The organism is Type-A symbiont of Plautia stali (assembly GCF_059731155.1).
Map to the genome: position 1 here is coordinate 3,344,348 of NZ_AP035891.1, position 24,999 is coordinate 3,369,346.

Consider the following 24,999-nt stretch of genomic DNA (forward strand, 5'->3'; position numbering starts at 1 on the left):
AAAGAAAAAGCGCGCTGATTAAAATGATTATTTATTATTTTGAATAATCCTGATGAAAGAAATTAAAACCGATGCACTCTGGGTGCATTTGCACTGGCTAACGGTGCTGGCGGAACAGGGCAGTTTTACCCGCGCGGCTGAACGCCTGGATGTCAGTAAAGCGGCGATGAGCCAGAAAATCAAAGAGCTGGAGCAGATGGCGGGCGTGGCGCTGGTGCATCGCACCACGCGCAGCGTGCGGCTGACGTCGGCCGGTGAAAAGCTGGTGGACGACCTGCGCGAGCCGTTTGCGCGCATCGCGCAGAGCTTCTTTAGCGTGCGTGACGAAGCCGGGCCGGTGCGCAGCTTGGTGCGCATCAGCGCGCCGGTGGCGTTTGCCCGGCAGCAGCTGGTGCCGATTATCGGCGACTTTCTGCGCGACTACCCGCAGGTGCGGTTGCAGCTCAACCTCAGCGATCGGCTGGTGTCGCTGGGAAGCGAAGGATTTGATCTCGCCATTCGCCACAGTCAGCAGCTGCCGGAAACGCACGTCGCGCTGCCGCTGTGTGAAACGCGCACGCTGCTGGTGGCCTCGCCGGACTATCTGACCCGTCACGGCATGCCGCACACGCCGCAGGCGCTGCAGCAGCATAACTGCCTCTATTATCCGCGCGCGCTGGAGTCACCGCAGTGGCGCTTTCGTCTGCACAGCGATGACAGCGAAACGGTGCAGGTGAAGATTCAGGGTAATTTCGCCACCAACAACAGCGAGTCGATTCGTGACGCTGTGCTGCAGGGGCTGGGCATTGCCATGCTGCCGGACTTCAGCACCGGTGCGGCGCTGGCCAGCGGGATGCTGCAGCAGGTGCTGCCGGAGTGGCAGGCGGTCGATGCCTTTGCCGACCGCCTGTGGGTGGTGCGGCCCTACGCGGCGCAGGTGCCGCGCGCCGTCACCACCTTTATCCACTGGCTACGCACGCGCTTTGTTGATGGGTGATGCCAGCGGCGCGCTGAGCGGTGCGGTGGGCTGCAATGCCGCTTAGCTTGATCACCGGCGGCGGCGTATGCGGGCGCTGATGGAACAGCACCGTGTGCGCAAAGGCGTCACTTTGCCAGTTGTTCAGCCGCTGATAGTAATACGCGTTGGCCTCACATTTACGCAGATACAGGTTCACGCGGCGATGTTCGCGCATCGCCGCCTGCTGCGCCAGCGAACCCAGCTGCTGTGCCGGTTCGGCGATTTTCTGCGTCAGCAGCGCAAAATCATCGCGCTTTGCCAGCTCATTGAAATAGTTGTGCGCCCCCAGATGCTTGATCGGCGCGTACTGTTTTTGCCACTCGCGAATAAAAGGATTGTTGGGCGCAGCGGCGAGAAACCAGTTTTCAATCACCGGTGCCAGATAGTTGACGGTGGCAATTTCGCGGTAATAGCCAATCACATCCATGCGGCGTTCCTGATGCGCACGATGCACCCAGCTCAGGTCTTCAAATAACAGTGTGCTGCAGTCAATCGCAATGACGCCGTAGCGTAATAATAATTCGAGGCGAATGACTTCACTTTTTTGCTGCTCGCTTAATTGTGTCGAGGTAAAAATAAAATCCGGCAGGACTTCTTTAAGCGTTAAACGATTTAACACATACACCTGATGGTCGGGATTATCCTGACGCAGCTGCTGGATATTTAACGCCATCGATTTCTGTAAATATTCATTGTCCCAGTACATCCAGATTTTTTTGGGTATTTCCGGCAGCGCTTTCTCACCCGAAAGCAACACGATATTGTCCTCTTCGCTGGGATCATATTCCGGCGCGCAGAGCGCAGTATGCTGTTTTTTTCTGCAGTAATGTCTGGCCGGTAAAGGCGATTCTCTGCCAGTGTTGCCAGAGTGTAAGGGCTGGCTGGAGACGTTTTTTTGTCATGATGCACCTGATTATTGTGATTATGGGGAGCAAGGATTCCCTGATGCTGGCGGCTTGAGCGCGCTTATGTGTCCTGACGGCTGTGTGTAAAAAGACGACCCTTGCTTAATAATCGATCCGCAGCGGCAAGGCTACGATTTTTTTTCGCTTTCAGATTTAACGGAAACGCCGGGATCCGGGATGGCTAAAAAGATGTATCAATAAAATTGATGAGGGAGTGCTTTTTTTATTTTTAGTCGATTAAGACTATTCCTAATAAAATAACCCTCTGCAGCCGCAGGCTGCGGTGCGAAATAAAAATGAGCGATCGGCGGTCCGTTAACTACGCTGTATTTTCCCTAGCCTGGCCGCCGCTTGCCCAACGCGGAGGCAGGTTAGCTACGCTTAGAGCAGGCAACGAAAAAAAGGAGGCACTATGCAGCCATACAAGCGTGGGTTACTGGCGGTTGATAAGCAGGGCAACCGCGTGCTGTTTTTCAATCCCGACAGCTTCGCCGTTGAGCAGGAGCTGAATGCCTTACCGCCGCGACCGCATGAGCTGCTGATGCTGCCCGCGCTGGAGAAGGCGTATGTGCCGATCTACGGTCATGGCGTCCACGGCGACAATCCGCATCCGGGGCACAAGGTGGCGATTATCGATTTGCGCCAGCGGCAGATTAGCGGCTTTATCGATCTGTCACCGCTCAAGGCGCCGCACAGCGGCCAGCTGGGACGCGATGGCAAAGTTTATCTGTGCTGTGAACACAGTGCCGCGGTGGCGGTGATCGATCCGCACAGCGACACGCTGGAGAAAACCATCTGGCTGCCGTCGCACAACGCGCACCGGCTGACGCTGTCGCCCAGCGGCCGCAAGCTGTTTACTGAAAACGAAGAGGACGCCAGCATCACGGTGGTGGATCTGTGCGAGGCGGAAGGGCGCATCATTGACAACATCCTGCTGCCGGGACCGATTGCCGGCATTGCCGCCTCGCCAAAGCCATCGTATCCGCCAGCGCATCACGCTGCCCGGCCATCAGCAGCCGTGCTAGGTAGTGCGTTTCAGTGCGAACGGTGAGCGGCTGGTGGCGATTGGTGATGGAGAAGGGATGGTGACGCTGTTTGATGATCTGCTTAATCCGTTGGGTGACGTTGCGGTCGGCAATCAGCCGATGGATGGCTGTTTTAGCGCCGATAACCGCAGCCTGCTGATCGCTAATCAGGGTGACGGTTCGCTTAGCCTGATCGATCTGACGCAAATGAAGGTCATCGCCACGCCGCAGGCCGGCACCGGCTGCGAAGTCCTGAGCTACTTTCAGCTGTCGTCCTGAGTGCGAAGGCCGCCATCAAATAAACGGCCGGTGATAAATCGCGCTACTCCAGTGGCGGCTGCTGGCGTGTTTTTCTGCCTGCCAGCCGCGCTTGCGCAGTTGGCGCGCAATCAGTTTGTTCATAATACCGTGGCCCACCAGCAGCACTGTGCCCTGTTGCGACAGGGCAATCAGTTTGTCTGCCGCCAGCTGCGCGCGCTGCCGGGCATGCTGCACTGATTCCACACGCCCGGCGTAACCGCATAGCCACAGCAGGCGCAGCAGCGCCAGCCACAGCGTCAGCGGCAGATGCAGGCGCGCAAACGGCAGCAGCGGCATCGCCACTTCACTGAACACCTCATCCACCGCCTGCGCCTGCAGGCCAAGCAGCGCCAGTGACGAACGCGCGCGCGGCAACGGGCTGCAGGCAATCACGCTGGCCATGCGCGCAATCGCCATACTGCGCGGCGGCGGCGCATCACAAATCACCGCCTGGTCGTAGCCTTCACTCCAGTCCGCCAGCGCCCGCGCCGTAAAGCGCCCGCTTACCGGATGGTCTGGCTTGCCGTGTCGCATGAGGATAATGGTCATAATGCTCCTGAGTGAAGGTCATCCAGTCTACTGCAGGCGCGCAGGATTTCGCCCGGCCCGGGCGGTTTTAAGAATAATGCCCGGGTGTCATCAAAACTTAACTGAAATGTGCGAAAACGGCGCGGTGAACGTTTGGTCGCCGCTTTTGCCAATGATAAGCAATAGTCGTTAATCACGTAGCGTGCGTGGATTTTTTAATGACGCTGGCTGTAATGTCATGAATTAACGCCATTTTTATCTTTTTTGCTGATGCAATTGTGAAGATAAGTTAATTATTTTCCTGTTAATCACTTGATTTATCTACGCGCGTAGATAGACTGTCGTCACAGTGACAACTCACAGTGACAACTCACAGTGACAACTCACAGTGACAACTCACAGTGACAACTCACAGTGACAACTCACGGTGACAGAGACGAAGTTAGCCTTGAGATGACCCAGTTACATTTGCCGTGCTAATGCGATCGATGAAAAAAACATCGGCGAAATCAGGCAAATAGATGAATTCCAACACTAGGGAATTCTTTACTGACCTTTCATCCAGGTTTGCCTACTGAACGTCGCCACCGGGGAGTTCCACTTGTTGCAAGGGAACCGACCCACGGATGGGCGTTTACTGTTTTCACCTCTTTCAGGGAAATGGTTATGACGGTACATCACTCCGTTACGCAACAAGGTTCACACGCTTCCGCCGCCGATGCGCGGCTGGAAACCACCTCCGGGCGCAAAGATTTCTGGCGCGCTACCTTCTCCTGCTGGCTGGGCACCGCGATGGAATACGCGGATTTCGCCCTGTATGGCCTCGCTGCCGGCATCATTTTTGGCGATGTGTTCTTCCCCGAAGCCCCCCGGCAATGGCGCTGCTCTCCAGCTTTGCCACCTGGTCGGTCGGCTTTATTGCGCGCCCGATCGGGGCACTGCTGTTTGGCTGGATTGGCGATCGCAAGGGCCGCAAGGTGGTGATGATCAGCACCATCATTCTGATGGGCGCTTCGACCACGCTGATCGGCCTGATTCCTTCCTATGCAACGATTGGTCTGTGGGCGCCGGCCTGCTTGGTGCTGCTGCGTTTTACGCAGGGGCTGGGCGCCGGCGCTGAGCTCTCGGGCGGCACGGTGATGCTGGGTGAATACACGCCTGTTGAGCGCCGTGGGCTGGTGTCGTCGGTAATTGCGCTTGGTTCCAACAGCGGCACGCTGATTGCGTCGCTGATGTGGCTGGCGGTGATCCAGATGGATAAAGCCACGCTGCTCGATTGGGGCTGGCGTATTCCGTTGCTCAGCAGCGTGCTGATTGCTGCGGTCGCGCTGTGGATTCGCCGTCATCTGCGTGAAACGCCGGTGTTTGAGCGTCAGCAGGCGGAACTGCAGGCGCAGCGCCATGAAACGCTGGCGCAAAGCGCGACGCAACCCGACAGCCGCAGCTTCTGGCAGCGCAGCCGCGCCTTCTGGACCATGGTGGGCCTGCGCATCGGTGAGAACGGCCCGTCCTATCTGGCGCAGGGTTTTATCGTCGGCTACGTCGCCAAAGTGCTGATGCTGGACAAATCGGTGCCGACCACCGCGGTGTTCATCGCCTCGCTGCTCGGTTTCCTGATCATCCCGTTTGCCGGCTGGCTGTCGGACCGCTTTGGCCGACGCATTACCTATCGTGGCTTCTGCCTGTTACTGATGGTTTACGCCTGGCCCGCCTTTAGCCTGATGGACAGCCGCGAGCCGGCCATCGTGATTCCGGTGATTGTGGTGGGCATGGCTCTGGCGTCTCTGGGCATCTTTGGTGTGCAGGCGGCGTGGGGCGTGGAGATGTTTGGCGTCAAACACCGTTACACCAAAATGGCGGTCGCCAAAGAGCTGGGGTCTATTCTTTCAGGAGGCACCGCACCGCTGGTGGCTGCGGCGCTGCTGTAGTTTACCGGCCACTGGTGGCCGATTGCCGTGTACTTCTCGGCCATGGCGACCATCGGTTTCCTCACCACCTTTTGTGGCACCGGAAACGCGCGGACGCGATCTGAATCTGCCGGAGGATGCTATCTGACGCGCAGGATCGTGCAACATTCTTTGATTACGCTGGCCGGTATTCCCGGCCAGCGGCATTAACGCAGAGGCAATATTGGCGAAATCCCCAACCGGAAATGTGACACGCAGTGACGTCGCCAAAGCCGCCGGAACCTCGGTGGCGGTGGTCAGCTATGTGATCAACAACGGACCGCGTCCGGTGGCCGAAGCCACGCGTCAGCGCGTGCTGGCCGCCATCCAGCAAACCGGCTATCGCCCGAATGCGGTGGCGCGCGCGCTGGCCTCCGGCAGTACCAAAACCTTTGGCCTGATCGTGCCGAATATCGCAAACCCGTTTGTCGCCTCAATGGCGCACGTGCTGCTGCAGGAGTCGCTGAACCACGGCCACGTGATGCTGCTGGTCATTGCCTGGCTGCTCAACCAGCGCGTGGCGGACGGCGTGGATTATCACGTCGATATCGAGCTGCGTCCCGGTGCTACGCGCGGCAAGACCTGGCGCTACTGCACGCCGCTGCGGCTGGACGTCGGCGTGCCGGCGGACGCGGGCGCGCTGGTGCATGTGATGCAGAACGTGAACAATCCGCTATTGCTGGAGGTGATTGAGCAGACGTTCAACGGATTGAAACGCTAAGATTTTGCTGCGGCGCGCGGTCTCCCGGCCGGAGTACCGCGCGCCGCTTCCCTGCCGACACGCTTCCTTACATCGCGAATCACTCGCTGACAATTCCCCGCCGCGCGGCGCCTTTCTGACATGCTATATACAAATGGTTAACACAATAATAACCAGTGCAACCATTCGCTGGATAACGTTCCAATAAAAATCTGGCCGCGAGCCGGAAGCAATCAGACAGGATACCCTTATGTTTAACTGGACTGCGACCCAGCGCAACGTGGCTTTCGCCAGTTTCGCCAGCTGGACGCTGGATGCGTTCGACTTCTTTATTCTGGTGTTTGTGCTCAGCGATCTTGCGCTACTTCAACACCAGCGTCTCCGATGTTTCCATTGCCATTATGCTGACGCTGGCCGTACGGCCGGTGGGCGCATTGATCTTTGGCCGGCTGGCGGAAAAATATGGCCGCCGGCCGATCCTGATGCTCAACATCGTGCTGTTTTCGCTGTTTGAGTTGCTGTCAGCATGGTCGCCCAACTTCGCTGCCTTCCTGACCTTCCGCATGATTTACGGCGTGGCGATGGGCGGCATCTGGGGCGTGGCTTCTTCGCTGGCGATGGAAACCATTCCCGACCGTTCGCGCGGCCTGATGTCCGGCATCTTCCAGGCCGGTTATCCGTGCGGCTATCTGCTGGCGTCGATAGTGTTTGGCCTGTTCTTCGAACAGGTGGGCTGGCGCGGCATGTTCCTGATTGGCGCGCTGCCGATTCTGCTGCTGCCGTTTATCTATTTTAAAGTGCCGGAATCGCCGGTATGGCTGGCGGCACGCGAGCGTAAAGAGAATCACGCGCTGCTGCCCATCATCCGCCAGCACTGGAAAATCTGTATTTACATGGTGCTGCTGATGGCCTGTTTTAACTTCTTCAGCCACGGCACGCAGGATCTCTACCCGACGTTCCTGAAAGTGCAGCACCAGTTTGACGCCCACACGGTGAGTATTATCGCCATCGGCTATAACATCGCGGCGATGCTCGGCGGCATTACGTTCGGCTCGCTGTCAGAGCGTATCGGGCGTAAAAAAGCCATCATGCTGGCGTCGTTTCTAGCGCTACCGGTGCTGCCTCTGTGGGCGTTCTCCAGCGGTTCCTGGGCGATTGGTATCGGCGCGTTCCTGATGCAGTTTATGGTGCAGGGCGCATGGGGCGTGGTGCCGACCTACCTGACCGAGCTGGTGCCGGCCAATGCGCGTGCGGTACTGCCGGGCTTCGTTTACCAGCTGGGGAATTTAATTGCTTCGGTCAACGCCACGCTACAGTCACGCATCGCCGAAGCCCACGGCGGTAACTACGGGCTGGGCATGGCGATTGTCGCCGGCACGGTGGCGGTGCTGATTTGCGTGTTCATGGCGTTTGGCCGCGAGACGCGCGGCATCGAAATATCCGGTGCGGTGGCGAAAGAGACGCGTTAACGCGCCTCGCAGACGTCAATCCATTTCGCCGCCGTGAGTTCAGCCATGCGCTGCGGCGAAATGCGCACCGCGCTGTGAATCGAACCGGCCGCAGGTAACACTTAATCGAAACTGCGCAGCGACACATCGCAATAGACGGTCAGCGGATTTTCCAGCCCGAACGGGCATACGCCGCCGACCGGATGGCCGGTCCAGTTCACCACTTCATCCACGCTCAGCATGCGCGCTTTTGCCCCGAGCGCTGCCTTCAGCTTGCGGTTGTCCAGCCGGGCGTCGCCGCGCGTGACAATCAGCACCACGCTCTCTTTCACTTTCAGCGACAGGGTTTTGGCGATTTACCCCGGCGCCACGCCATGTACGCGTGCGGCCAGTTCTACGGTGGCAGTGCTTTCCGGCATCTCGATTATGTCGATATCCGGTGCGTGTTCGGCAAAGAATTGCCGTACCGACTCCAGGCTCATTTTTTTCTCCGGTAAAAACAGAGCGTAAAAGCTGCCATAAGGCGGGAAACCTGTAAACGGGAGAAACGGAGAATCTGTAACAGAGTACGCCGCGCTTACACGGCATTTAACGTGCAGTTACCGCAGCGTTCGACATCCGGAATGCGATAGCGCTGGCAGCAGCTGCGCCGCTCCATCGCGCCGTTACGCGGGAGCATGGTGCGATACAGCGGATTATCACTGCCGTCGGACAGGGATTTGCTGAAAAACAGCGCCTGTTCCAGTTGATGCCGGGTGGCCGCAGGCAGCTGCTGCTGCAGTTCGCCAAGGAACCAGTAAAACGAGAAGCCTAAGTTGTTCCAGATCAGCCGCGCGTTGATGTCACCGTGCTGCGCCATGCCGTTGACGGCGGGGATCAGGCAGTGCTGAATCAGGCGTTCGATACGCTGCTGCGGATTGAGATAGCGCGTGCATCCTCATCCTCCTGCACATCAATCCAGAAGGCACACGGATGGCCGTTTTCGTGGAACTCAACGTGAATGCGCTGCGGTGAGCAGTCCAGCGCGCGCGGCTCCTGCAGCAGCGCCAGCATTAATGGCGGCGGCAGCAGGCCAAAATACCACTGTGCCCATAGCGACTGCAGCGGTTTGGCTTCCTGCGGAACATCGGGATGGTGGCGATAGAGATAGTCGCTGTAGCGCTGCGTCAGGCGGCGAAAGTGAAACGGCGTGGACCATTCGGCCAGCGTCAGCGTTCCTGCGGGGGCCGGCTGGCCCAGCTTCACGTTTTCCCGCATGTAGCTGCGCTGGTCGCACATCAGATCTGCCAGCGCGCTCACTAAGCTGCGATCGCTCTGCATAAAGATCAGCGGATGCGCGCTTAAACGATGATCCTGACGCGTGATGATGGCCATGCGGCTCCTGAGTGAAAACGGGAAGCGAAAGACAAATGATAATCGTTCCCGATCCACTGAGCAAGATGCCAGCAGCGCTCACTGCCTGGCCGCCGCGCATTTTGCGTGAAATCCCGCGGAGAGGGCGCGGCGTTGTCGCCGCACCGGTTACACCAGATCGCTGCTTACGGGCAGCCAGCTTCGGTAAATCCTCCCACGCCAGAATGGTGTTACGTCCCTGATTCTTCGCCACGTACCGCGCGCGGTCGGCGTTGGCCACCGCCTGGTCGAAGTCTTCAGCGAAAATCGGCGCGATACCGGCGCTGATGGTCACGTGGGTCGAGACTTTATCATTGAAGCGGTGGGGAATTTCCAGATCGACCACGTACTAGCGGATGCGTTCGGCCAGCTTCATGGCAATTGAGGCGTTAACGTTGGTCATCAGCACCAGAAACTCTTCGCCGCCGTAGCGCGTCACCACATCGCGCGAGCGCACCGCATCGCGAATGGCAACGGATACCCGCGCCAGCGCCTGATCGCCCATGGCATGACCGTAGTTATCGTTGTAGGCCTTGAAGTGATCGATATCCAGCAGCAGGATAAAGTGGCTGCCGGCATGATTTTCCATGATGGTATCCAGCCGGTTCTTCAGCCCGCGCCGGTTATACAGGCCGGTGAGCGGATCGAGCATGCTCAAGTCGCTGAAACTTTGCTTCTCCTCATACAGCTGGCGCACCAGCCGCAGGGTGAAGGTGTCGAAGCGGCGGCGCATCAAATGGTGCAGCGAGAAGCCGATCAGCGGCAGCGTAATGGTGAACAAAATGGTCATTAAATGCTGACCATCGTCCAGTAGCAGTACGGTTAATACCGGTGGCGTAATATGTAAACAGAACGCAAGCAAATAATCACTCAGGGCAATCGCGCTGATAAAAAATACGCTCAGCAGGCTGATTATTAAAAAGCTACCGTCAAAATAAAACACCAGATGGTAACGATGATTGATATGCCAGGCCCACAGTGCGCCTAATAGCAATGCGACAGGATTTAATAACGGGAATTTTAGTTTTGGCGCGATTAAGCATAGCGCCAGCAGCGTTGTGCTAAAGCCCGCCACCAGCGTCACCGGCAGCGAATTGATGGGATTATCCGTGCCGAAAAACGGCAGCAGACAAAAAAGCGAAACAGCGACATTCAAAAACAAAAATAGCATCAGCGACAGCCGATACTTGCTGCGTTTCAACTGATCATAAGATTGTAATTTCATTATTATTACTTGTGACAGCCCTGAAATATCAAAGCGCTACCCGCAGGAAATAATCCCACAACGCGGATAGTGAGCACGTTTTTGCTGTGTTATCAAAATAGTTATCGGCGGCAATCTATCATTTTCCAGTAATTCTGTCATCCGGCGCGGGCAGGGCAAAAAATTCGCTGCAAGATGAGAAATATTGCCATATGATAATGGGAATATTTATCATTTGAAGGGTTGCGCGATGATCATGGCGATGATGGCCGCCTGCGGCTTGTGGGGCGTAAGCTGGGTAATGGGAAAACGTCTGGATAGCGGCTGGGGCGTGTTGCTGCCCTGCGCGGCAATGCCGGTGTTTGCGCTGTGGGAGCCGAGTTTCAGCCAGTGGCGCTTAGTGATGATCGTCGCGCTACTGCTCACCGTGGTGATGCTGTTCCACCATCGTCTGCGTCATTATCTGCTGCTGCCTTCCTGCTTGGCGCTGGCTGGAGGTCTGGCAGTTATCTCGGTGAATTTTCACGTCATTTAACGGCGAGCAGAAACGACAATATCACACAAAGGCGTGATAGCAGCGGTAACAATCAATGGGGATGTACTGCAGAAGAAGTGTGACAACGTTGGTGCGAAGAGAGGGACTTGAACCCTCACGTCCGTAAGAAAACTAACACCTGAAGCTAACGCGTCTACCAATTCCGCCACCTTCGCATCGTAGTTGTCTGTTTATATCACCGCATGGTGCGAAGAGAGGGACTTGAACCCTCACGTCCGTAAGAACACTAACACCTGAAGCTAGCGCGTCTACCAATTCCGCCACCTTCGCGCAGTGCACGCGATATAAACTCTGTGATTATTGGTGCGAAGAGAGGGACTTGAACCCTCACGTCCGTAAGGACACTAACACCTGAAGCTAGCGCGTCTACCAATTCCACATTCGCCTACCTGCAATACATTACAGTATTGCTAACCACAGAGGCGCATTTTAGAGATTTTACTCATTGCGTCAACACATATTTTGCGACGGTGAAACGACTGCTGCAAAAAGCAACGTTTTCCCCGTCGCATCACGGGTTTTACTACGCTTAGCGCGCTTTCGCGCCGCGGCCATATACGGCGCGATACACTTTGAAGCGACCGGTCTGTGCCAGCACTTCATGGTTACCGAAGGTTTCATCCAGCACCTGAGGATAAGGCAGGAAGGCGTTGGCTACGATGCGCAGCTCGCCGCCGCTGTTGAGATGCTTCACCGCACCGCGGATCAGGGTGTGGGCTGCATCAAGGCTGGTTTGCAGACCGTCATGGAACGGCGGATTAGAGATGATCAGATCAAAACGGCCGCTGACGTCCGAGAACACGTTACTGACAAACACTTCGCCTTCCAAGCCGTTAGCGGCCAGCGTGGCTTTACTCGCCTCGATGGCGGCGGCGTGCACATCGCACAGCCACAGCCGGACTTTCGGCGAATGCTGCGCCAGCGCGGCGGCTAATACGCCACTGCCACAGCCGATATCCAGCACTTTGCCTTTGGTGTGCGGCGTTAGCGTGGAGAGCAGCAGATCGCTGCCGATATCCAGCCCGTCGCGGCTGAACACGCCCGGCAGGGTATGAATCGTGAGATCGTCCAGCTGATAGCGATTGCCGAACGCGCTGGCGTCAAAGCTGGCCTGCTGCGTCAGCTGACCGTGATAAAGCCCGCAGCGGCGCGCGCTGTCGATCTTCTCCAGCATGGCCCAGCTCTCCAGCATGCCTTCGGCGCTGCGCACGCCGCTGCGGTTTTCACCGACGACAAAAATATCGCAGCCCAGCGGCAGCAGCGACAGTAGGTTTTGCAGCTGGAAATGCGCTTCCGGTTTGTTCTTCGGCCAGAAATAGACCAGCGTGTCGCAACCGGCTACGTCGGCCGCACTGGCCACCAGCCCGTACACTGCCCGTTCACCGAGGCGACGGCTGAGGTTCTGCCAGTGATGGTACTGCTGAGTGTGCACGCGGCTCGACGCGGTCTCCAGCTGGGCGGGCAGGTCATCCTGCAGGTCGCCTGCGAACAGTACGTGGTGGGCGGTAAATTCATCACTGTGGCGCAGAATCACTTCGCTGGCCGGGGTAAAAGCAGACATGGAACGCTCCTGTTAAATCAGAGCGGCGATTATAGTGCTTTGTTGGCGCATGTTCGATGGGTTTGCTAGCATAGCGTCGCATTCTGGCAGGATTACAGGTAACAGCATGAGCACAAGGCGCGACTGGCTTCTACAGCAAATGGGGATTACGCAGTATCAGCTGCGACGTCCGCGCGTGCTGCAAGGTGAAATTGCCGTCACGCTGACCCCGGACACGCGGCTGGTGCTGGTAGCTGAGCAGGCACCGGATCTGCAGGAGCCGCTGGTACGCGACGTACTGCGGACGCTGAGCATTCAGCCGGGGCAAGTGATGACGCTGACGCCAGAACAGCTGCCGATGCTGCCGGAGCAGGTCGACTGTGCTGGCTGGCTGCTGGGCGTGACCAGCGAGCATCCTTTTAACGGCATTATGTTCACCAGCGCCGTTTTCAATGAATTAATCAGCAGCGGCGCAGCAAAGCGCGCGCTGTGGCAACAGATGTGTAACCATGACAGCCATCTCTTTCATCACCCCTGATTTACAGCCGCAGTTGCTGGAAATCGAGCGCCGCGCGCATGCGTTTCCGTGGAGCGAGCAGACCTTTGCCAGCAATCAGGGTGAACGTTACGTCAATCTTTGCCTGCACGCGGACGGCCAGCTGGCCGGCTTCGCCATCACCCAAGTGGTGCTGGATGAAGCGTCGCTGTTCAACATCGCGGTTGATCCCGCGTTCCAGCGCCGCGGCTATGCGCGTCAGCTGCTACAGCAACTGATTGCTGAACTGGAGCAGCGTGCGGTGATGACGCTGTGGCTGGAGGTGCGCGCCTCCAATCAGCCCGCCATTGCGCTGTATCAGCAGCTGGATTTTCATCAGGTCAGCGTGCGGCCAAACTACTATCCCACCGCCAGCGGGCGCGAGGATGCCATCATCATGGCGCTCACGCTCTGACGTTATTCAAAAGGGGCACTATGTTAAACGACTGGGACTGCATCCTGTTCGATGCGGATGACACACTTTTCCACTTTGACGCCTTCGCCGGCCTGCAGCGCATGTTTGCCAGCTACGACGTGCACTTCAGCGATCAGGATTACGCTGATTATCAGGCCGTCAACAAACCGCTGTGGGTCGATTACCAGAACGGCACCATTTCAGCGTTACAGCTCCAGACGCGCCGCTTCACGCTGTGGGGCGAAAAACTGCGCGTAGCGCCGGAAGTGCTTAACAGCGACTTTCTTAATGCGATGGCCGAGATCTGCCTGCCGCTTGATGGCGCAGCCCGCCTGCTGGATACGCTCAAGGGCAAGGTAAAAATCGCCATCATCACCAACGGTTTTACGGCGCTGCAGCAGGCGCGCCTTGAACGCACCGGCTTCCGTGACTACTTTGACGCGCTGGTGATCTCCGAACAGGTGGGCGTACCCAAGCCGGGCGCGGCGATTTTTGACCATACGCTGCAGCTGCTGGGCAATCCCGATCGCCGCCGGGTATTAATGGTCGGCGACACGCTGGAATCGGATATTCTCGGTGGTATGAATGCCGGCGTGAAAACCTGCTGGATCGATCACGGCACGCGTCCGCTGCCGGCGCACATCACGCCCACCTGGCAGGTGAAAACATTACCTGAGCTGCAATCTATTCTGACTGCTTAACAAGCCCGACACCCGCCATTTTAGCGGATTAAACCAGCCTGGCCTGCCTGGCTGGTTTTTTTAACTGCCAGTTTGCCTTTATCGCCCCTTTTTTACCGCTCGCCTGTGTTTTATCGCGCTCAGACAAAATGCGTGCCGCTCAGCGCCATTTTTTTATGACAATGTTTAATGATCGCGCGAGCAAAATTTCATCTTTAATTTACAATCTTTCACAGTTTTAATGGATTGTTAAGAATAGTCTTAGGTTTACGGGCAAAAGTGACGCAAATTTGCATTAAAAATATTTGTTAACCTTTACTGAACTAAATTCCTCTGCTGGCGGCGCGTTGAAATTTTGTCAGGCTTCTGTAAACTTCTGTCAGACATTAACAAATGGATTGTTATTGTATGCTCACGGGCAGGTTTTACTTGGCTCGTGCGGTAGCTATGATGTTTCCAGTTTTTCATATGTTGTTGATATATTCCAATAAATAGAAGTGCTGTCAGCGAGTGCCGTAAGTTGTTGCTGTTATCCTCTTAATCGTTACCGATTAACCAGATTCATTGAACGTGATAGTTTTTATACCAAGGATGGCATAAGAGAAACCGAGGTTTGGCTGTAGCCGACACCTTCGCTTAGCAAAAATTGATCATGTTGCTGTTCGTTTGTGAAACGATCGGAATTCTTCCGACATCATCCCTGTCACTAATGTTGCATTTTTAATATTTAATTCAGACTGATCAATTTTTGCCTTGCTGGCGCGATGCGTTAGCCACACTCATTAAATGGTCAACTTTTTAACTGGTACTGAATCGACGCCGGCCCCAGCCGCGCGCACGGTTCATTTTGCTCTTAACCGGCCTCTGGCCACTTTTTAGGCGTTAATGGAACTAAACATGAAGAAAATGGTGAATCTCCGTATGGCGTTAGGCCTGATGTTTGTTTTCGCAGTGGCTGGCTGTAAAGCACCGCCAAAGATGACAGACGACACTATTGTCAGCAGCACCGTTGACGGCGTCACGCTGTCGCACCGTTATGCCGTCCAGCCGCCGGCACAGTTCAGCCCGGTGAACGAAGCTTATCGCGCGCTCTATCCGGCTTCGATCATGACCCGCCCCAGCTTCGGCGGCAAAGTGGTGGATACGCTGAAAAGCGGTGAAACCTACACCGTGATTGGCTAGGTTGAAAACAACTGGCTGGCACTTGGCGAGTCGGCGCAGGCCGCAGACGAAGCGCAGCCCGAGACTGCACCGGCCGATGACAAAAAAGCGCAGCAGCCGGCGGTGCAGCTGATCGGTTATGTCCCGTTCCGCGCGGTGGTGAAAAGCGCGCTGTATGAGCAGACCATCAAAGCGGACCAGCCAAAGCGTCGCGCACGCGCCAGCAGCTGATCGATCAGATCCGTCGCTTTGAGCTCAGCTGCCAGCAGTCGGGGCTGAGTTATGAAGTGATCGTGGGCGCGCGCTACTGCCTGTGCACCGCGCTGGATGAAGCGGCGGCGCTGACGCCGTGGGGCAGCCGCGGCGTGTGGACCAGCAACGGCCTGCTGGTGACGTTTCACAATGAAACCTAGGGCGGTGAGAAGTTCTTTCAGCTGCTGGCCAAGCTGTCGCAAAACCCGCGTCAGCACATCCTGCTGCTGGAGTTGATCTATTTCTGCCTGCTGCTCGGCTTTGAAGGGCGCTACCGCGTGCTGGATAACGGGCGTTCGCAGCTGGAAACCATCAAACAGCGTCTGCTGCAGATGATCAAAAGCGTGCGCGGCAGCTACCCGGCGGCGCTGTCGCCGCATCCCACCGATCAACCGGTGCTGCGCAAGCTGTGGCGGCCGATGATTCCACTGTGGGCCTGTGCGGCGGTGGCCGGCTTTGCCGCCTGCCTGTTCTACATCGTCCTTAACTGGCGTCTCGGCGACTACACCTCGCCGGTGCTGGCCAGCATCTATCAGACCGCGCTGCCGGAAGTCAAAGTCAGCAATCCGGCACCGCCGCCGCCCGCCACGCTGAACCTGAAGGCGTTCCTCAAGCCGGAAATTGATGCCGGCCTGGTGGCGGTGCGCGATGAAGCCGACCAGAGCGTGGTCACGCTGAAGGGCGACGGTCTGTTCGCCTCGGCATCCACCGAAGTGCGTGGCCGCTACGATGCGGTGATTCAGCGCATTGCCGCCGCGATGAATAACGTCAGCGGGAAGATTCTGGTGATTGGCTACAGCGACAACGTGCCGATTCGCAGCGCCCGCTTCGCCTCCAACTATGAACTCTCCCTAGCGCGCGCAGTCAGTGCAAACCCTGCAGCAGCAGCAGCTGGCACAACCGTCGCGGGTTAAAGCCGAAGGGCGTGACGAAAGCCATCCGCTGGTGCCGAACACCAGCGCGAAGAATCGCGCCCGCAACCGTCGCGTAGAAATTACTTTGCTGGTCGCGCCGGATGCGACGCAAGCGGAACTCAACGGCCTAGCGAGAGGGAACTAATCCATGCTGAATATGCTTTTTGCGGTGCTGACCAGCCGCCTCGCCTAGGGTTTTGTCGGCATTACCGCGCTCTCCTTTATCATCTGGGTGATTGGCCCGGTGTTTTCCATTGTCGACTCACGACCGCTGGAGCCAGAGCAGAACCGCATCATCAGTATTACGCTGCTCTATCTGGTCTGGGGGCTGAGCTAGGCGATTCCGCGCCTGTATAACTTCTGGCTCAACCGCAAACTGATGTCGAGCCTCGAAACCAGCAAAAGCGATGCGCCGGAGCAGGACCGCAAACGCCTGACCAATGAAGAGCAGGTGCTGGCGAGCCGTTTCTCCGAAGCCACCGACATGCTGAAAAAAGCGCACTTCCAGCGCTCCAGCAGCAAGGGCGCGCCTTTCTGGGCGCAGCGCTTCAGCCATCAATACCTCTACCAGCTGCAGTGGTACATGATCATTGGCGCCCCGGGTGCCGGTAAAACCACCGCGCTGGTCAACTCCGGGCTGCAGTTCCCGCTGGCGGACAAGTTCGGCAAAGCGGCGCTGCGCGGCATCGGCGGCACGCGCAACTGCGACTGGTGGTTCACCAACGAAGCGGTGCTGCTGGATACCGCCGGCCGCTATACTACCCAGGAGAGCCAGCAGGAGCGCGACACCAGCGAGTGGCATCACTTTCTCGACCTGCTGCGCAAATATCGCGGCCGCCAGCCCGTCAATGGCGTGATTGTCATGCTCAGCGTGTCCGATTTGCTGACGCAATCGCCGGAAGCGCAGCGTAACCAGGCGATCGCACTGCGTCAGCGGCTGAGGGAGTTGCACGATCGCCTCGGCATTCGCTTCCCGGTTTATGTGCTGGTCACCAAAACCGACCTGCTCAAAGGCTTCCGCAGCTACTTCGCTTCGCTGGATAAAGCCCAGCGCGAGCAAATCTGGGGGCTTTACCTTCCCGTGGGCACAGGCGTCGACCGCAGAGTTTGAGCTCAATAGCCAGTTTCAGCAGGAGTATTCACTGCTGCAGCAGCGTCTGGATGCCGGCCTGTCCGATACGCTGCTGGCGGAAAGCGATGCGCAGGCGCGGGCGGAGAGCTATCTGTTCCCGCAGGAGTTCGCCGCGCTGCGCCCCCTGCTAGCGGAGGCGCTGGATACGCTGTTTGCCCGCTCTGATTTCGAAACCCAGTTCGCGCCGCGCGGTATCTATTCCGCCAGCGGTACTCAGGAAGGACTGCCGTTTGACCGCGTGATGGGCGAGCTCAGCCGCGCCCTGCATCTGCCGGGACAGCGCAGCGGCGAATCCGGCAGCTGGGACCAGGTCGACAAAGAGTCACCGATCCCGCCGAACAAAGGCCAGAGCTTCTTCCTGAAAGGCGTGCTGGAAAATGTCATCTTCCAGGAGTCGGGCCTGGCGGGCAGTAACCGCTGGTGGGAGCTACGCAATCGCGCCGGATTGTGGTCCGACTATCTGGCGCTGCTGGTGCTGGTACTGATTGCAGGAGCGCTGTGGCTGACCAGCTACAGCAAAAATAAAGCCTATTTGCAGGAGATGGCGGGGAAAACGCCGCAGGTGGAGCAGCTGGGACAACAGCTGGAGCGGCAGGGCAATGGCGATCTGTTTGCGCTGGTGCCGTATCTCAACACGCTGCTGCAGCTGCCGAAAAGCGCCGACTTCTCGCTGGAAGATCCCCCGCTGACGCGCCGCATGGGGCTGTATCGCGGTACCGAAGTCAGCGACGCCCACGCGCACCCTGTATGACAAAGCGCTGAAACAGCTGCTGCTGCCGCAGGTGGCGCAAAACATCACCCGCTGGCTGCGTAATGACAACGGCAGCGATGCGGATTACAGCTACGAAGCGCTGAAAGCTTACCAGATGCTGTATCAGCCAAAACATTATGACGGCAAGTTCCTGCATGCCTGGTTGATGCTGAATATTGCCCGCGAACTGCCGCAAAACGTGACGCAGCAGGAAGTGAAACAGCTGGCATGGCATCTGCAGCAGCTGCTGGAGACACAGATTCAGTCCTCGCCGTACGCGAAGGATGACGCGCTGGTAAAGCGCGAGCAGGCGCTGATTAACCAAATGCCGCTGTCGCAGCGCGTCTAAAGACGTCTGAAGCGCCTGCTGCAGCGTGACGGCAGCCTGCAACCGGTCACCCTCGTGGCGCTGGGCGGACCCCAGAGTGAGCTGATGTTTTCACGCAAAAGCGGCAAATCGGTCAATGACGGCGTGGCTGGCCTGTTCACGCCAGACGGCTACTGGCAGCACGTTGATAAGCAAATCGCACCGGTCACGCAGGCGCTGTTCCAGGATGATTTCTGGGTGCTGGGCGGCGTTGCGTCGCCGGAGAACAGTCAGCAGACCGACCTCGCGGTGCGCCAGCTCTACGTGCAGGATTACATCCGCCAATGGGAGCAGTTCCTCAGCGATATCCAGCTCAACAGCAGCGCGGATTTGTCGCAGCGAATCAACACCGCACGTCTGCTGTCGGGCAACCACTCGCCGCTGCGCCAGCTGGTGGTTAACCTCAGTAAGCTGCTGACGCTGAACCGCGCACAGCCGGATGAGCAAAGTGCCCAGGCACAGCCAGCGGCGGGCAACAGCGCCACGCGCACTTTAGAAGCGCTATTCAGTTCCTCCAAAGCCAGCGCGGCGCCGGGCCAGGGCGCAGCCCAGCACGCACCGGAGCAGGCGGTAGCGGTGCACTTCGCTCCTGTGCTGGAGCTGGCACAGCCGCTGCAGCAGGGTAGTAAAGTACTGGCGGTGGATGATTTTTTGCATCAGATCGACGATCTGTACCGCTATCTGACGGCGGTGCAGGACGCCGCCAATAGCGGCATGCCGCCGCCGTCCGGCGATGCCATCAGTCGCCTGCAGGCCAGCGCCGGTCGCTTACCGGGTTCGCTGCAGAATATGGTTTCCAGCATGGCCGTGGGTGCCAGCAGCGATGCACAGCGCCGCGATATGGATAATGTGCGCAAACGCATCACCATGGAAGTGGGCAGTTTCTGCCGCCAGGCGATTGCCGGCCGTTATCCGCTGGTGCGCAATGCGCGCAGCGAAGTGACGCCGGACGATCTGGCGCGCATGTTCGCGCCGGGCAGCGGGCTGATGGACAGCTTCTTCCGCGACAATCTGGCCAGCAAAGTGGATACCACCAATGCCGCGTGGCGCTTCACGCCAGGCATCGACGGCAAAACGCTGCCGGGCGGTGAGGCGCTGCTGCGTCCGTTCCAGCAGGCGCAGTCGATTCGTGATGCCTTCTTTGCTAACGGGGCTACCATGCCGTCGTTCCGCGTCACGCTGCGCACGGTGAAGATGGATAACGACATCCTTAACCTGACGCTCGACGTCGACGGCCAGATTCTGCGTTACAGCCATGGCCCGCAGGCGGTGCAGATGGTGAGCTGGCCCGGACTAGGCGGCACCAGCCAGGTGCGGATGCAGCTTGGCCTGACCAACGGCACCACCTCAACGCTGGAGACCAGCGGTCCGTGGGCGCTGAACCGCTTCTTTGATCGCGCTCGCTTAACCGCGGTCGGTGGCCTGACCCGCGAGGCCAGTTTTAACGTCGATGGCCATCAGGTCACGTTGTCGTTTACCCTTGGCAGTATTCGTAACCCGTTCCAGCTTCCCGGCTTTAGCTGCCCCTGAAACAGGACCTGATAATGACTCATTACGCAGCACCCGGCTGGTACGGCAAATTGCCCAGCTCGGGTGACTTTGTGAAGCGACGCTTCCCCGATGTGCTGTACCGGCAGTGGTCGAACTGGTTTCAGGTCGGACTGCATCACTGGCAAACCAGTGAAGAGAGTAAAAACGCCCCGTCGCGCGCCTTTCTCAAAGCGCCGGTGTGGAATTTTGTCGTGCCGCCGATGCTCGGCAGTCAGCTGATCCAGATGGGCTGCCTGATTGCCGCCCGTGACAGCGTCGGCCGCAACTATCCGCTGTGCGCGCTGCGCCATTTTACGCCCGCCGAGTGGTCACCGGCGCTGCTGGCCCGTTCGGGCGAGTGGTACCAGCAGGTCGGCAATATGCTGCTGCGCGTGGTGCAAAACGGCGGTACGCCAGAGCAGCTCGACCAGGCGCTGCTAAGCATTCCGCAGCCCCAGCAGCCGCAAACTGACGGCGAACAATCGGACATTTTATAGGTGATTGGCGACGGCGAGCCGTCAACGCTCAACTGGAAACTGCCGGGTGACAGCTTCGACCCGCAGTTTTACACCAGCTTCTGGTGGACAAACCAGAGCGACGGCTTCCCGCTTTACACCCAGGTGCACAGCGGCAACTTCACCGCACAGCTGTTCTCACTGCTGTTCGACCCGGCCGGCGGGGCAAAACCCGGACGAAACGGACTTTATCCTCCGATGTTTGAATCCTGAGGCCAACCGCTATGACGATAAATATTGACGCGCTGCTGGCGCCGGTCAGCAGTGATAACCCCTGCGGCGACAACCTGGAGTATCACGCGGATTACCAAGCGATGGAGCAGGCCAGTACCGGTAAAGCCGAACAGCAGTTTGGCGAGACCATTATCCCGGCTGAATCAGCGGACTGGAATAAAGTCAAAAAGCTGGCGATTGACTTGCTCAGCCGCAGCAAAGACCTGCGAGTGATGTTAGCGCTTACTCACGATTGGACCGAGCTGAAAGGGCTGCCGGGCTATGCGCACCTGATGCTGGAGAAGGTGAAGCACTACTTTGCTCAGCACGAACCCAGCCATCCGGCACCGCTGATGATCGACCGCGTACAGCGGCTGATTGAACTCGATTTTATGGACATCATCCGCGATCTGTCGCCAGACGGCGTGCATCAGCTGGAAAATATCTTTGGACGCCGCAACTAAGCGAGCGTAACAACTCAACGCAGCGAGACCTGCGCGCCTCCTGCGAAACTTTACCCGCGCACCCTTAATGGAGAAAATCATGGCACCAACGAAATCCAGTGGGCAGAAGTTCATTGCCCGCAATCGCGCGCCTCGCGTTCAGATTGAATATGACGTGGAAATTTATGGCGCGGAACGCAAAATTCAGCTGCCGTTTGTGATGGGCGTCATGGCGGACCTGGTCGGTAAACCACTCAAACCGCAGGCGAGCCTTGATGAGCGTAAATTCCTGGAAATTGATATCGATAACTTCGATGAGCGCATGAAGGCGCTGAAGCCGCGTGCGGCGTTTCAGGTGGATAACACGCTCAACGGCGAAGGCAAACTTAACGTCGAGCTGACCTTTGAGAGCATGGACGATTTCTCACCGGATGCGATTGCCCGCAAAGTCGAACCGCTGAGCAAACGGCTGGAAGCGCGTACCCAGCTTTCGAATCTGCTGACCTACATGGACGGCAAAAACGGTGCGGAAGAGCTGATCGGTAAGATTCTGCAGGATCCAACGCTGTTGAAGGCGTTGACCCATCTGCCGAAGCAGGATGAAAGCGCTGAAGGTAAGGAGGAGTAATCATGACCCAGTCTTGCATCAGCAGCAACAGGGCGCCTCGCACTACAGCGAGAATGAACTCAGCGCCCTGCTGAACAAAGAATTTCGTCCAACCAGCGATCAGGCGCGTGAAGCCGTCGAAAGTGCCGTGAAGACGCTGGCGCAGCAGGCGCTGGAAAACACCGTCACCATCTCGAACGATACGTATCGCACCATTCAGGCGCTGATCGCTGAGATTGACGACAAGCTGTCACAGCAGATCAACCAGATTATTCATCATGAAGAGTTTCAGCAGCTGGAGAGCGCGTGGCGCGGTCTGAGCTACCTGGTGAACAACACCGAAACCGACGAGATGCTGAAAATCCGTTTTATGAGACTCTCCAAGCAGGAGCTGGGACGCAGCCTGAAGCGTTTTAAAGGCGCTTGCTGGGATCAGAGTCCGCTGTTTAAGAAGATTTATGAGCAGGAGTACGGTCAGTTCGGTGGCGAACCGTTTGGCTGCCTGGTGGGCGATTACTATTTCGATCACAGCCCGCAGGACGTGGAGCTGCTGGGCGAAATGGCGCGTATCAGCGCGGCGGCACACTGCCCGTTCATCACCGGTACAGCGCCGACCGTCATGCAGATGGAGTCATGGCAGGAGCTGACGAATCCGCGCGATCTGACCAAAATCTTCCAGAACACCGAATATGCCGCCTGGCGCAGCCTGCGTGAATCGGAAGATGCCCGTTATCTCGGCCTGGTCATGCCGCGCTTCCTAGCGCGTCTGCCGTATGGCATTCGCACCAATCCGGTGGATAGCTTTGATTTTGAAGAGCAGACCGACGGCTCAAATCACAACGGCTACACCTAGAGCAACGCGGCCTACGCCATGGCAGCCAACATCAACCGTTCGTTCAAAGAGTACGGCTGGTGCACCGCGATCCGCGGCGTCGAGTCTGGCGGTGCGGTTGAAAACCTGCCGTGCCACACCTTCCCGAGCGATGACGGTGGCGTAGACATGAAGTGCCCGACGGAGATTGCCATCAGCGATCGTCGTGAAGCCGAGCTGGCGAAAAACGGCTTTATGCCGCTGGTGCACCGCAAAAACTCTGACTTTGCTGCCTTTATTGGTGCGCAGTCACTGCAAAAGCCCGCTGAATACCATGATGCCGATGCGACCGCTAACGCACGTCTGGCTGCACGCCTGCCGTATCTGTTTGCCTGCTGCCGCTTCGCGCATTACCTCAAGTGCATCGTGCGCGACAAGATCGGTTCATTCCGCGAGCGTGATGAAATGGAGCGCTGGCTGAACGATTGGGTGATGAGCTACGTCGACGGAGACCCGGCGAACTCGTCACAGGAAACCAAATCGCGTAAGCCGCTGGCTGCCGCCGAGGTGAGTGTGGAAGAGCAGGAAAATAACCCGGGCTACTACGCAGCGAAATTCTTCCTGCGTCCGCACTACCAGCTGGAAGGCCTGACGGTGTCACTGCGTCTGGTATCGAAACTGCCTTCACTCAAATCCAGCGAAAATTAATTGTGTGATGATGAAGCACGCCGAAACAGGCGTGCTTTATAAATATATCATTTTCATTTTTCAGCGTAGAGATACTTTTAAAAACAAGTATCAGACTAATTATTTAGGCGTTGGCATTTTTGTTTTTTAAGTCGATAGATTAAATAATGACAAATAAAGCAATGCGTTATATTATAAGTATTTTTGTCAGCTCCGTTTCAGCTTTGTTGTTTTTTGGCTTTGGCGGCTATTGCCTTTTTATCATGACGTGGTCTGCAGGAGTTTGGGTCGATATACTAAATGGAATAGTGCTAACAACGATATTCGCTGTTTCAGTATATATTCTTCATCTTTCTGACCGGATTAGGAAAGGGATTTAGGTTTCTTTAATTCGATGGTGTTAATGAGGTGGTGAGGGTCTATGATAAATCTTTAATTAAAGATATTTAGTGGCGGTTTTTTAAAAGCTTTAGGTTAAGGAATGACATATGAGCAATGTTGATAAGATAGTTAGTGGCATGATGAAACTATTTCATTCGGAAAAGCATGGGATAATTTATAATGCATCGGAAGGTTTTTTGTCAGGCATAGCTAAGATGCCGACAATGATTTACTGGGTAGGAACTGATTTTTTTGATACTGAGCATCGCTGGAGAAATCAAACTGATAAAATCAGACTTATTGCACTTATAAGAAAAGATGTCTCTGGCAATGATGTCAGAAGAACGGTTGAAACAGTTATTAAATGTTACTATAGACAATTGAATAAAGAGCAACTTGAAAAGTTTTATGCATCTTTGGGCGGAAGAGTAAGCGGTGGCTACGTAACTAATTTTTTATTAGTAGGACCTATTGTTAAACTCTTTTCAGAAAAAGTTATTACAAAGATGCTTATGTCGACGGGATTGGTTTCGATTATATCGATTGGCGCAGAAATGACGAAGTCTGTATATGGATCATATGATCTGCAAGATCAGTAACTCATCTGTATATAGCGAGTTAAGGGCGATGGGTGACTTGGATTTATTATATTACCTTATTGCCGATTTTATGGATCCATATATAGATGCCATTAATTTAAAGAATTCAAACTCTTATTTAGGCGATAAGGTTTTTGATGCATATGTTGAAAAAATTGAAAGATTGTAAAAAATAACTATTTTTATGATTCGTCACATATTAATGGCCCTTTCTGGTTTGTTTGTTTTTTTAGATATCGCTTTTATTTTTTTCTTCTTTGACTTTCAAAATGGGTTTCTGCTCTTTTTAAGAGATGCAGTAATTTTTTTGCTTTTAATTACTGCAGCTTACTTTTGTTATAAATGGTCTGATGAAGTTAGTGATTTTTATTAAATATTTTCTTTTTAAGTAAAATCATTATTAATAATAATATAATGGCGAAAATAAACTGGCCAGCTAATACGCCAGTTGAGTAAGCGGTAAAG

General features: G+C 56.3%; 13 protein-coding genes, 3 tRNA genes and 11 pseudogenes. 17 read left to right on the forward strand and 10 right to left on the reverse strand.

The genetic code is table 11. From position 1 onward, the window contains the following. Positions 1-52 precede the first annotated feature (52 nt). A complete protein-coding gene (locus tag AC6I8M_RS17845) occupies positions 53-976 on the forward strand; it encodes a LysR family transcriptional regulator (RefSeq protein ID WP_010617796.1) in 924 nt (307 codons plus the stop codon). On the opposite strand, the gene AC6I8M_RS17850 is transcribed toward AC6I8M_RS17845, so the two are convergent. Further along, complete coding sequence (locus AC6I8M_RS17850; protein ID WP_318285184.1) at positions 939-1,754, reverse strand: capsular polysaccharide synthesis protein; 816 nt, start codon at positions 1,752-1,754, stop codon at positions 939-941. The two genes, AC6I8M_RS17845 and AC6I8M_RS17850, sit on opposite strands and share 38 nt — an antisense overlap. A gap of 560 nt (positions 1,755-2,314) precedes the next feature. On the opposite strand from AC6I8M_RS17850, the pseudogene AC6I8M_RS17855 reads away from it, so the two are divergent. Beyond that, positions 2,315-3,206 (forward strand): annotated as a pseudogene (locus AC6I8M_RS17855) (YncE family protein). 15 nt (positions 3,207-3,221) lie between these two features. Here AC6I8M_RS17855 and AC6I8M_RS17860 read toward each other — a convergent pair. Then, complete coding sequence (locus AC6I8M_RS17860) at positions 3,222-3,776, reverse strand: histidine phosphatase family protein (RefSeq protein ID WP_010617798.1); 555 nt, start codon at positions 3,774-3,776, stop codon at positions 3,222-3,224. Between the two features lie 678 nt (positions 3,777-4,454). Continuing rightward, positions 4,455-4,631: a hypothetical protein gene (locus AC6I8M_RS17865; protein ID WP_498013846.1), complete on the reverse strand. Its 177-nt coding sequence runs from the start codon at positions 4,629-4,631 to the stop codon at positions 4,455-4,457. Between AC6I8M_RS17865 and AC6I8M_RS17870 the strand changes: the two genes are divergently transcribed. The 3 genes and pseudogenes from AC6I8M_RS17870 (at position 4,553) to AC6I8M_RS17880 (ending at position 7,870) form a co-directional block, all read left to right on the forward strand. Further along, positions 4,553-5,683, forward strand: a complete 1,131-nt coding sequence (locus AC6I8M_RS17870; protein ID WP_498013831.1) for an MFS transporter — start codon at positions 4,553-4,555, stop codon at positions 5,681-5,683. The genes AC6I8M_RS17865 and AC6I8M_RS17870 overlap by 79 nt on opposite strands. Before the next feature lie 202 nt (positions 5,684-5,885). Then, positions 5,886-6,242: pseudogene (locus AC6I8M_RS17875) on the forward strand (LacI family DNA-binding transcriptional regulator); the annotation flags it as partial. 409 nt (positions 6,243-6,651) lie between these two features. Then, positions 6,652-7,870, forward strand: a pseudogene (locus AC6I8M_RS17880) (MFS transporter). Here AC6I8M_RS17880 and AC6I8M_RS17885 read toward each other — a convergent pair. From AC6I8M_RS17885 to AC6I8M_RS17895, 3 pseudogenes are all read right to left on the reverse strand, one after another. Next, a pseudogene (locus tag AC6I8M_RS17885) lies at positions 7,867-8,331 on the reverse strand (YbaK/EbsC family protein). The pseudogenes AC6I8M_RS17880 and AC6I8M_RS17885 sit on opposite strands and share 4 nt — an antisense overlap. A gap of 95 nt (positions 8,332-8,426) precedes the next feature. Continuing rightward, positions 8,427-9,223: pseudogene (fhuF, locus tag AC6I8M_RS17890) on the reverse strand (siderophore-iron reductase FhuF). A gap of 147 nt (positions 9,224-9,370) precedes the next feature. Continuing rightward, positions 9,371-10,466, reverse strand: a pseudogene (locus AC6I8M_RS17895) (GGDEF domain-containing protein). 229 nt (positions 10,467-10,695) lie between these two features. Here AC6I8M_RS17895 and AC6I8M_RS17900 point away from each other — a divergent pair. Then, positions 10,696-10,980 carry a DUF1435 domain-containing protein gene (locus tag AC6I8M_RS17900; RefSeq protein WP_010617802.1) on the forward strand — a complete coding sequence of 95 codons (285 nt, stop codon included), beginning with the start codon at positions 10,696-10,698 and terminating at the stop codon, positions 10,978-10,980. An 89-nt stretch (positions 10,981-11,069) separates the two neighbouring features. Here AC6I8M_RS17900 and AC6I8M_RS17905 read toward each other — a convergent pair. The 4 genes from AC6I8M_RS17905 to rsmC form a co-directional block, all read right to left on the reverse strand. Further along, a tRNA-Leu gene (locus AC6I8M_RS17905) sits at positions 11,070-11,156 on the reverse strand. Between the two features lie 28 nt (positions 11,157-11,184). Next, a tRNA-Leu gene (locus tag AC6I8M_RS17910) sits at positions 11,185-11,271 on the reverse strand. Positions 11,272-11,302: 31 nt separating this feature from the next. Beyond that, a tRNA-Leu gene (locus tag AC6I8M_RS17915) sits at positions 11,303-11,386 on the reverse strand. A 144-nt stretch (positions 11,387-11,530) separates the two neighbouring features. Continuing rightward, positions 11,531-12,562: a 16S rRNA (guanine(1207)-N(2))-methyltransferase RsmC gene (rsmC, locus tag AC6I8M_RS17920; RefSeq protein WP_010617803.1), complete on the reverse strand. Its 1,032-nt coding sequence runs from the start codon at positions 12,560-12,562 to the stop codon at positions 11,531-11,533. Between the two features lie 106 nt (positions 12,563-12,668). Here rsmC and AC6I8M_RS17925 point away from each other — a divergent pair, with 106 nt between their 5' ends. From AC6I8M_RS17925 to AC6I8M_RS17975, 11 genes and pseudogenes are all read left to right on the forward strand, one after another. Next, positions 12,669-13,079 carry a DNA polymerase III subunit psi gene (locus AC6I8M_RS17925; RefSeq protein ID WP_022548687.1) on the forward strand — a complete coding sequence of 137 codons (411 nt, stop codon included), beginning with the start codon at positions 12,669-12,671 and terminating at the stop codon, positions 13,077-13,079. Then, complete coding sequence (rimI, locus tag AC6I8M_RS17930) at positions 13,051-13,491, forward strand: ribosomal protein S18-alanine N-acetyltransferase (RefSeq protein ID WP_010617805.1); 441 nt, start codon at positions 13,051-13,053, stop codon at positions 13,489-13,491. The genes AC6I8M_RS17925 and rimI overlap by 29 nt, the downstream gene beginning before the upstream one ends. Positions 13,492-13,511: 20 nt before the next feature. Beyond that, positions 13,512-14,192 (forward strand): pyrimidine 5'-nucleotidase, encoded by a 681-nt coding sequence (gene yjjG, locus AC6I8M_RS17935; RefSeq protein ID WP_010617806.1) that lies wholly within the window; start codon positions 13,512-13,514, stop codon positions 14,190-14,192. 864 nt (positions 14,193-15,056) lie between these two features. Next, positions 15,057-15,563: pseudogene (locus AC6I8M_RS17940) on the forward strand (SH3 domain-containing protein). After that, positions 15,560-16,643, forward strand: a pseudogene (locus AC6I8M_RS17945) (DotU family type VI secretion system protein). Before AC6I8M_RS17940 ends, AC6I8M_RS17945 begins: the two co-directional pseudogenes overlap by 4 nt. Before the next feature lie 60 nt (positions 16,644-16,703). Then, positions 16,704-20,278 (forward strand): annotated as a pseudogene (gene tssM / locus AC6I8M_RS17950) (type VI secretion system membrane subunit TssM). A gap of 14 nt (positions 20,279-20,292) precedes the next feature. Then, positions 20,293-21,006, forward strand: a pseudogene (gene tagF / locus AC6I8M_RS17955) (type VI secretion system-associated protein TagF). 17 nt (positions 21,007-21,023) lie between these two features. Beyond that, a complete protein-coding gene (locus AC6I8M_RS17960) occupies positions 21,024-21,470 on the forward strand; it encodes a type VI secretion system protein TssA (protein WP_498013832.1) in 447 nt (148 codons plus the stop codon). Positions 21,471-21,549: 79 nt separating this feature from the next. Next, on the forward strand, positions 21,550-22,077 hold the full coding sequence (tssB, locus tag AC6I8M_RS17965) for a type VI secretion system contractile sheath small subunit (RefSeq protein WP_010617809.1): 528 nt from the start codon (positions 21,550-21,552) through the stop codon (positions 22,075-22,077). Next, positions 22,049-23,575: pseudogene (tssC, locus tag AC6I8M_RS17970) on the forward strand (type VI secretion system contractile sheath large subunit). Before tssB ends, tssC begins: the two are co-directional and overlap by 29 nt. Positions 23,576-24,042: 467 nt before the next feature. Further along, a complete protein-coding gene (locus AC6I8M_RS17975; RefSeq protein ID WP_010617811.1) occupies positions 24,043-24,534 on the forward strand; it encodes a hypothetical protein in 492 nt (163 codons plus the stop codon). Positions 24,535-24,999: the final 465 nt, after the last annotated feature.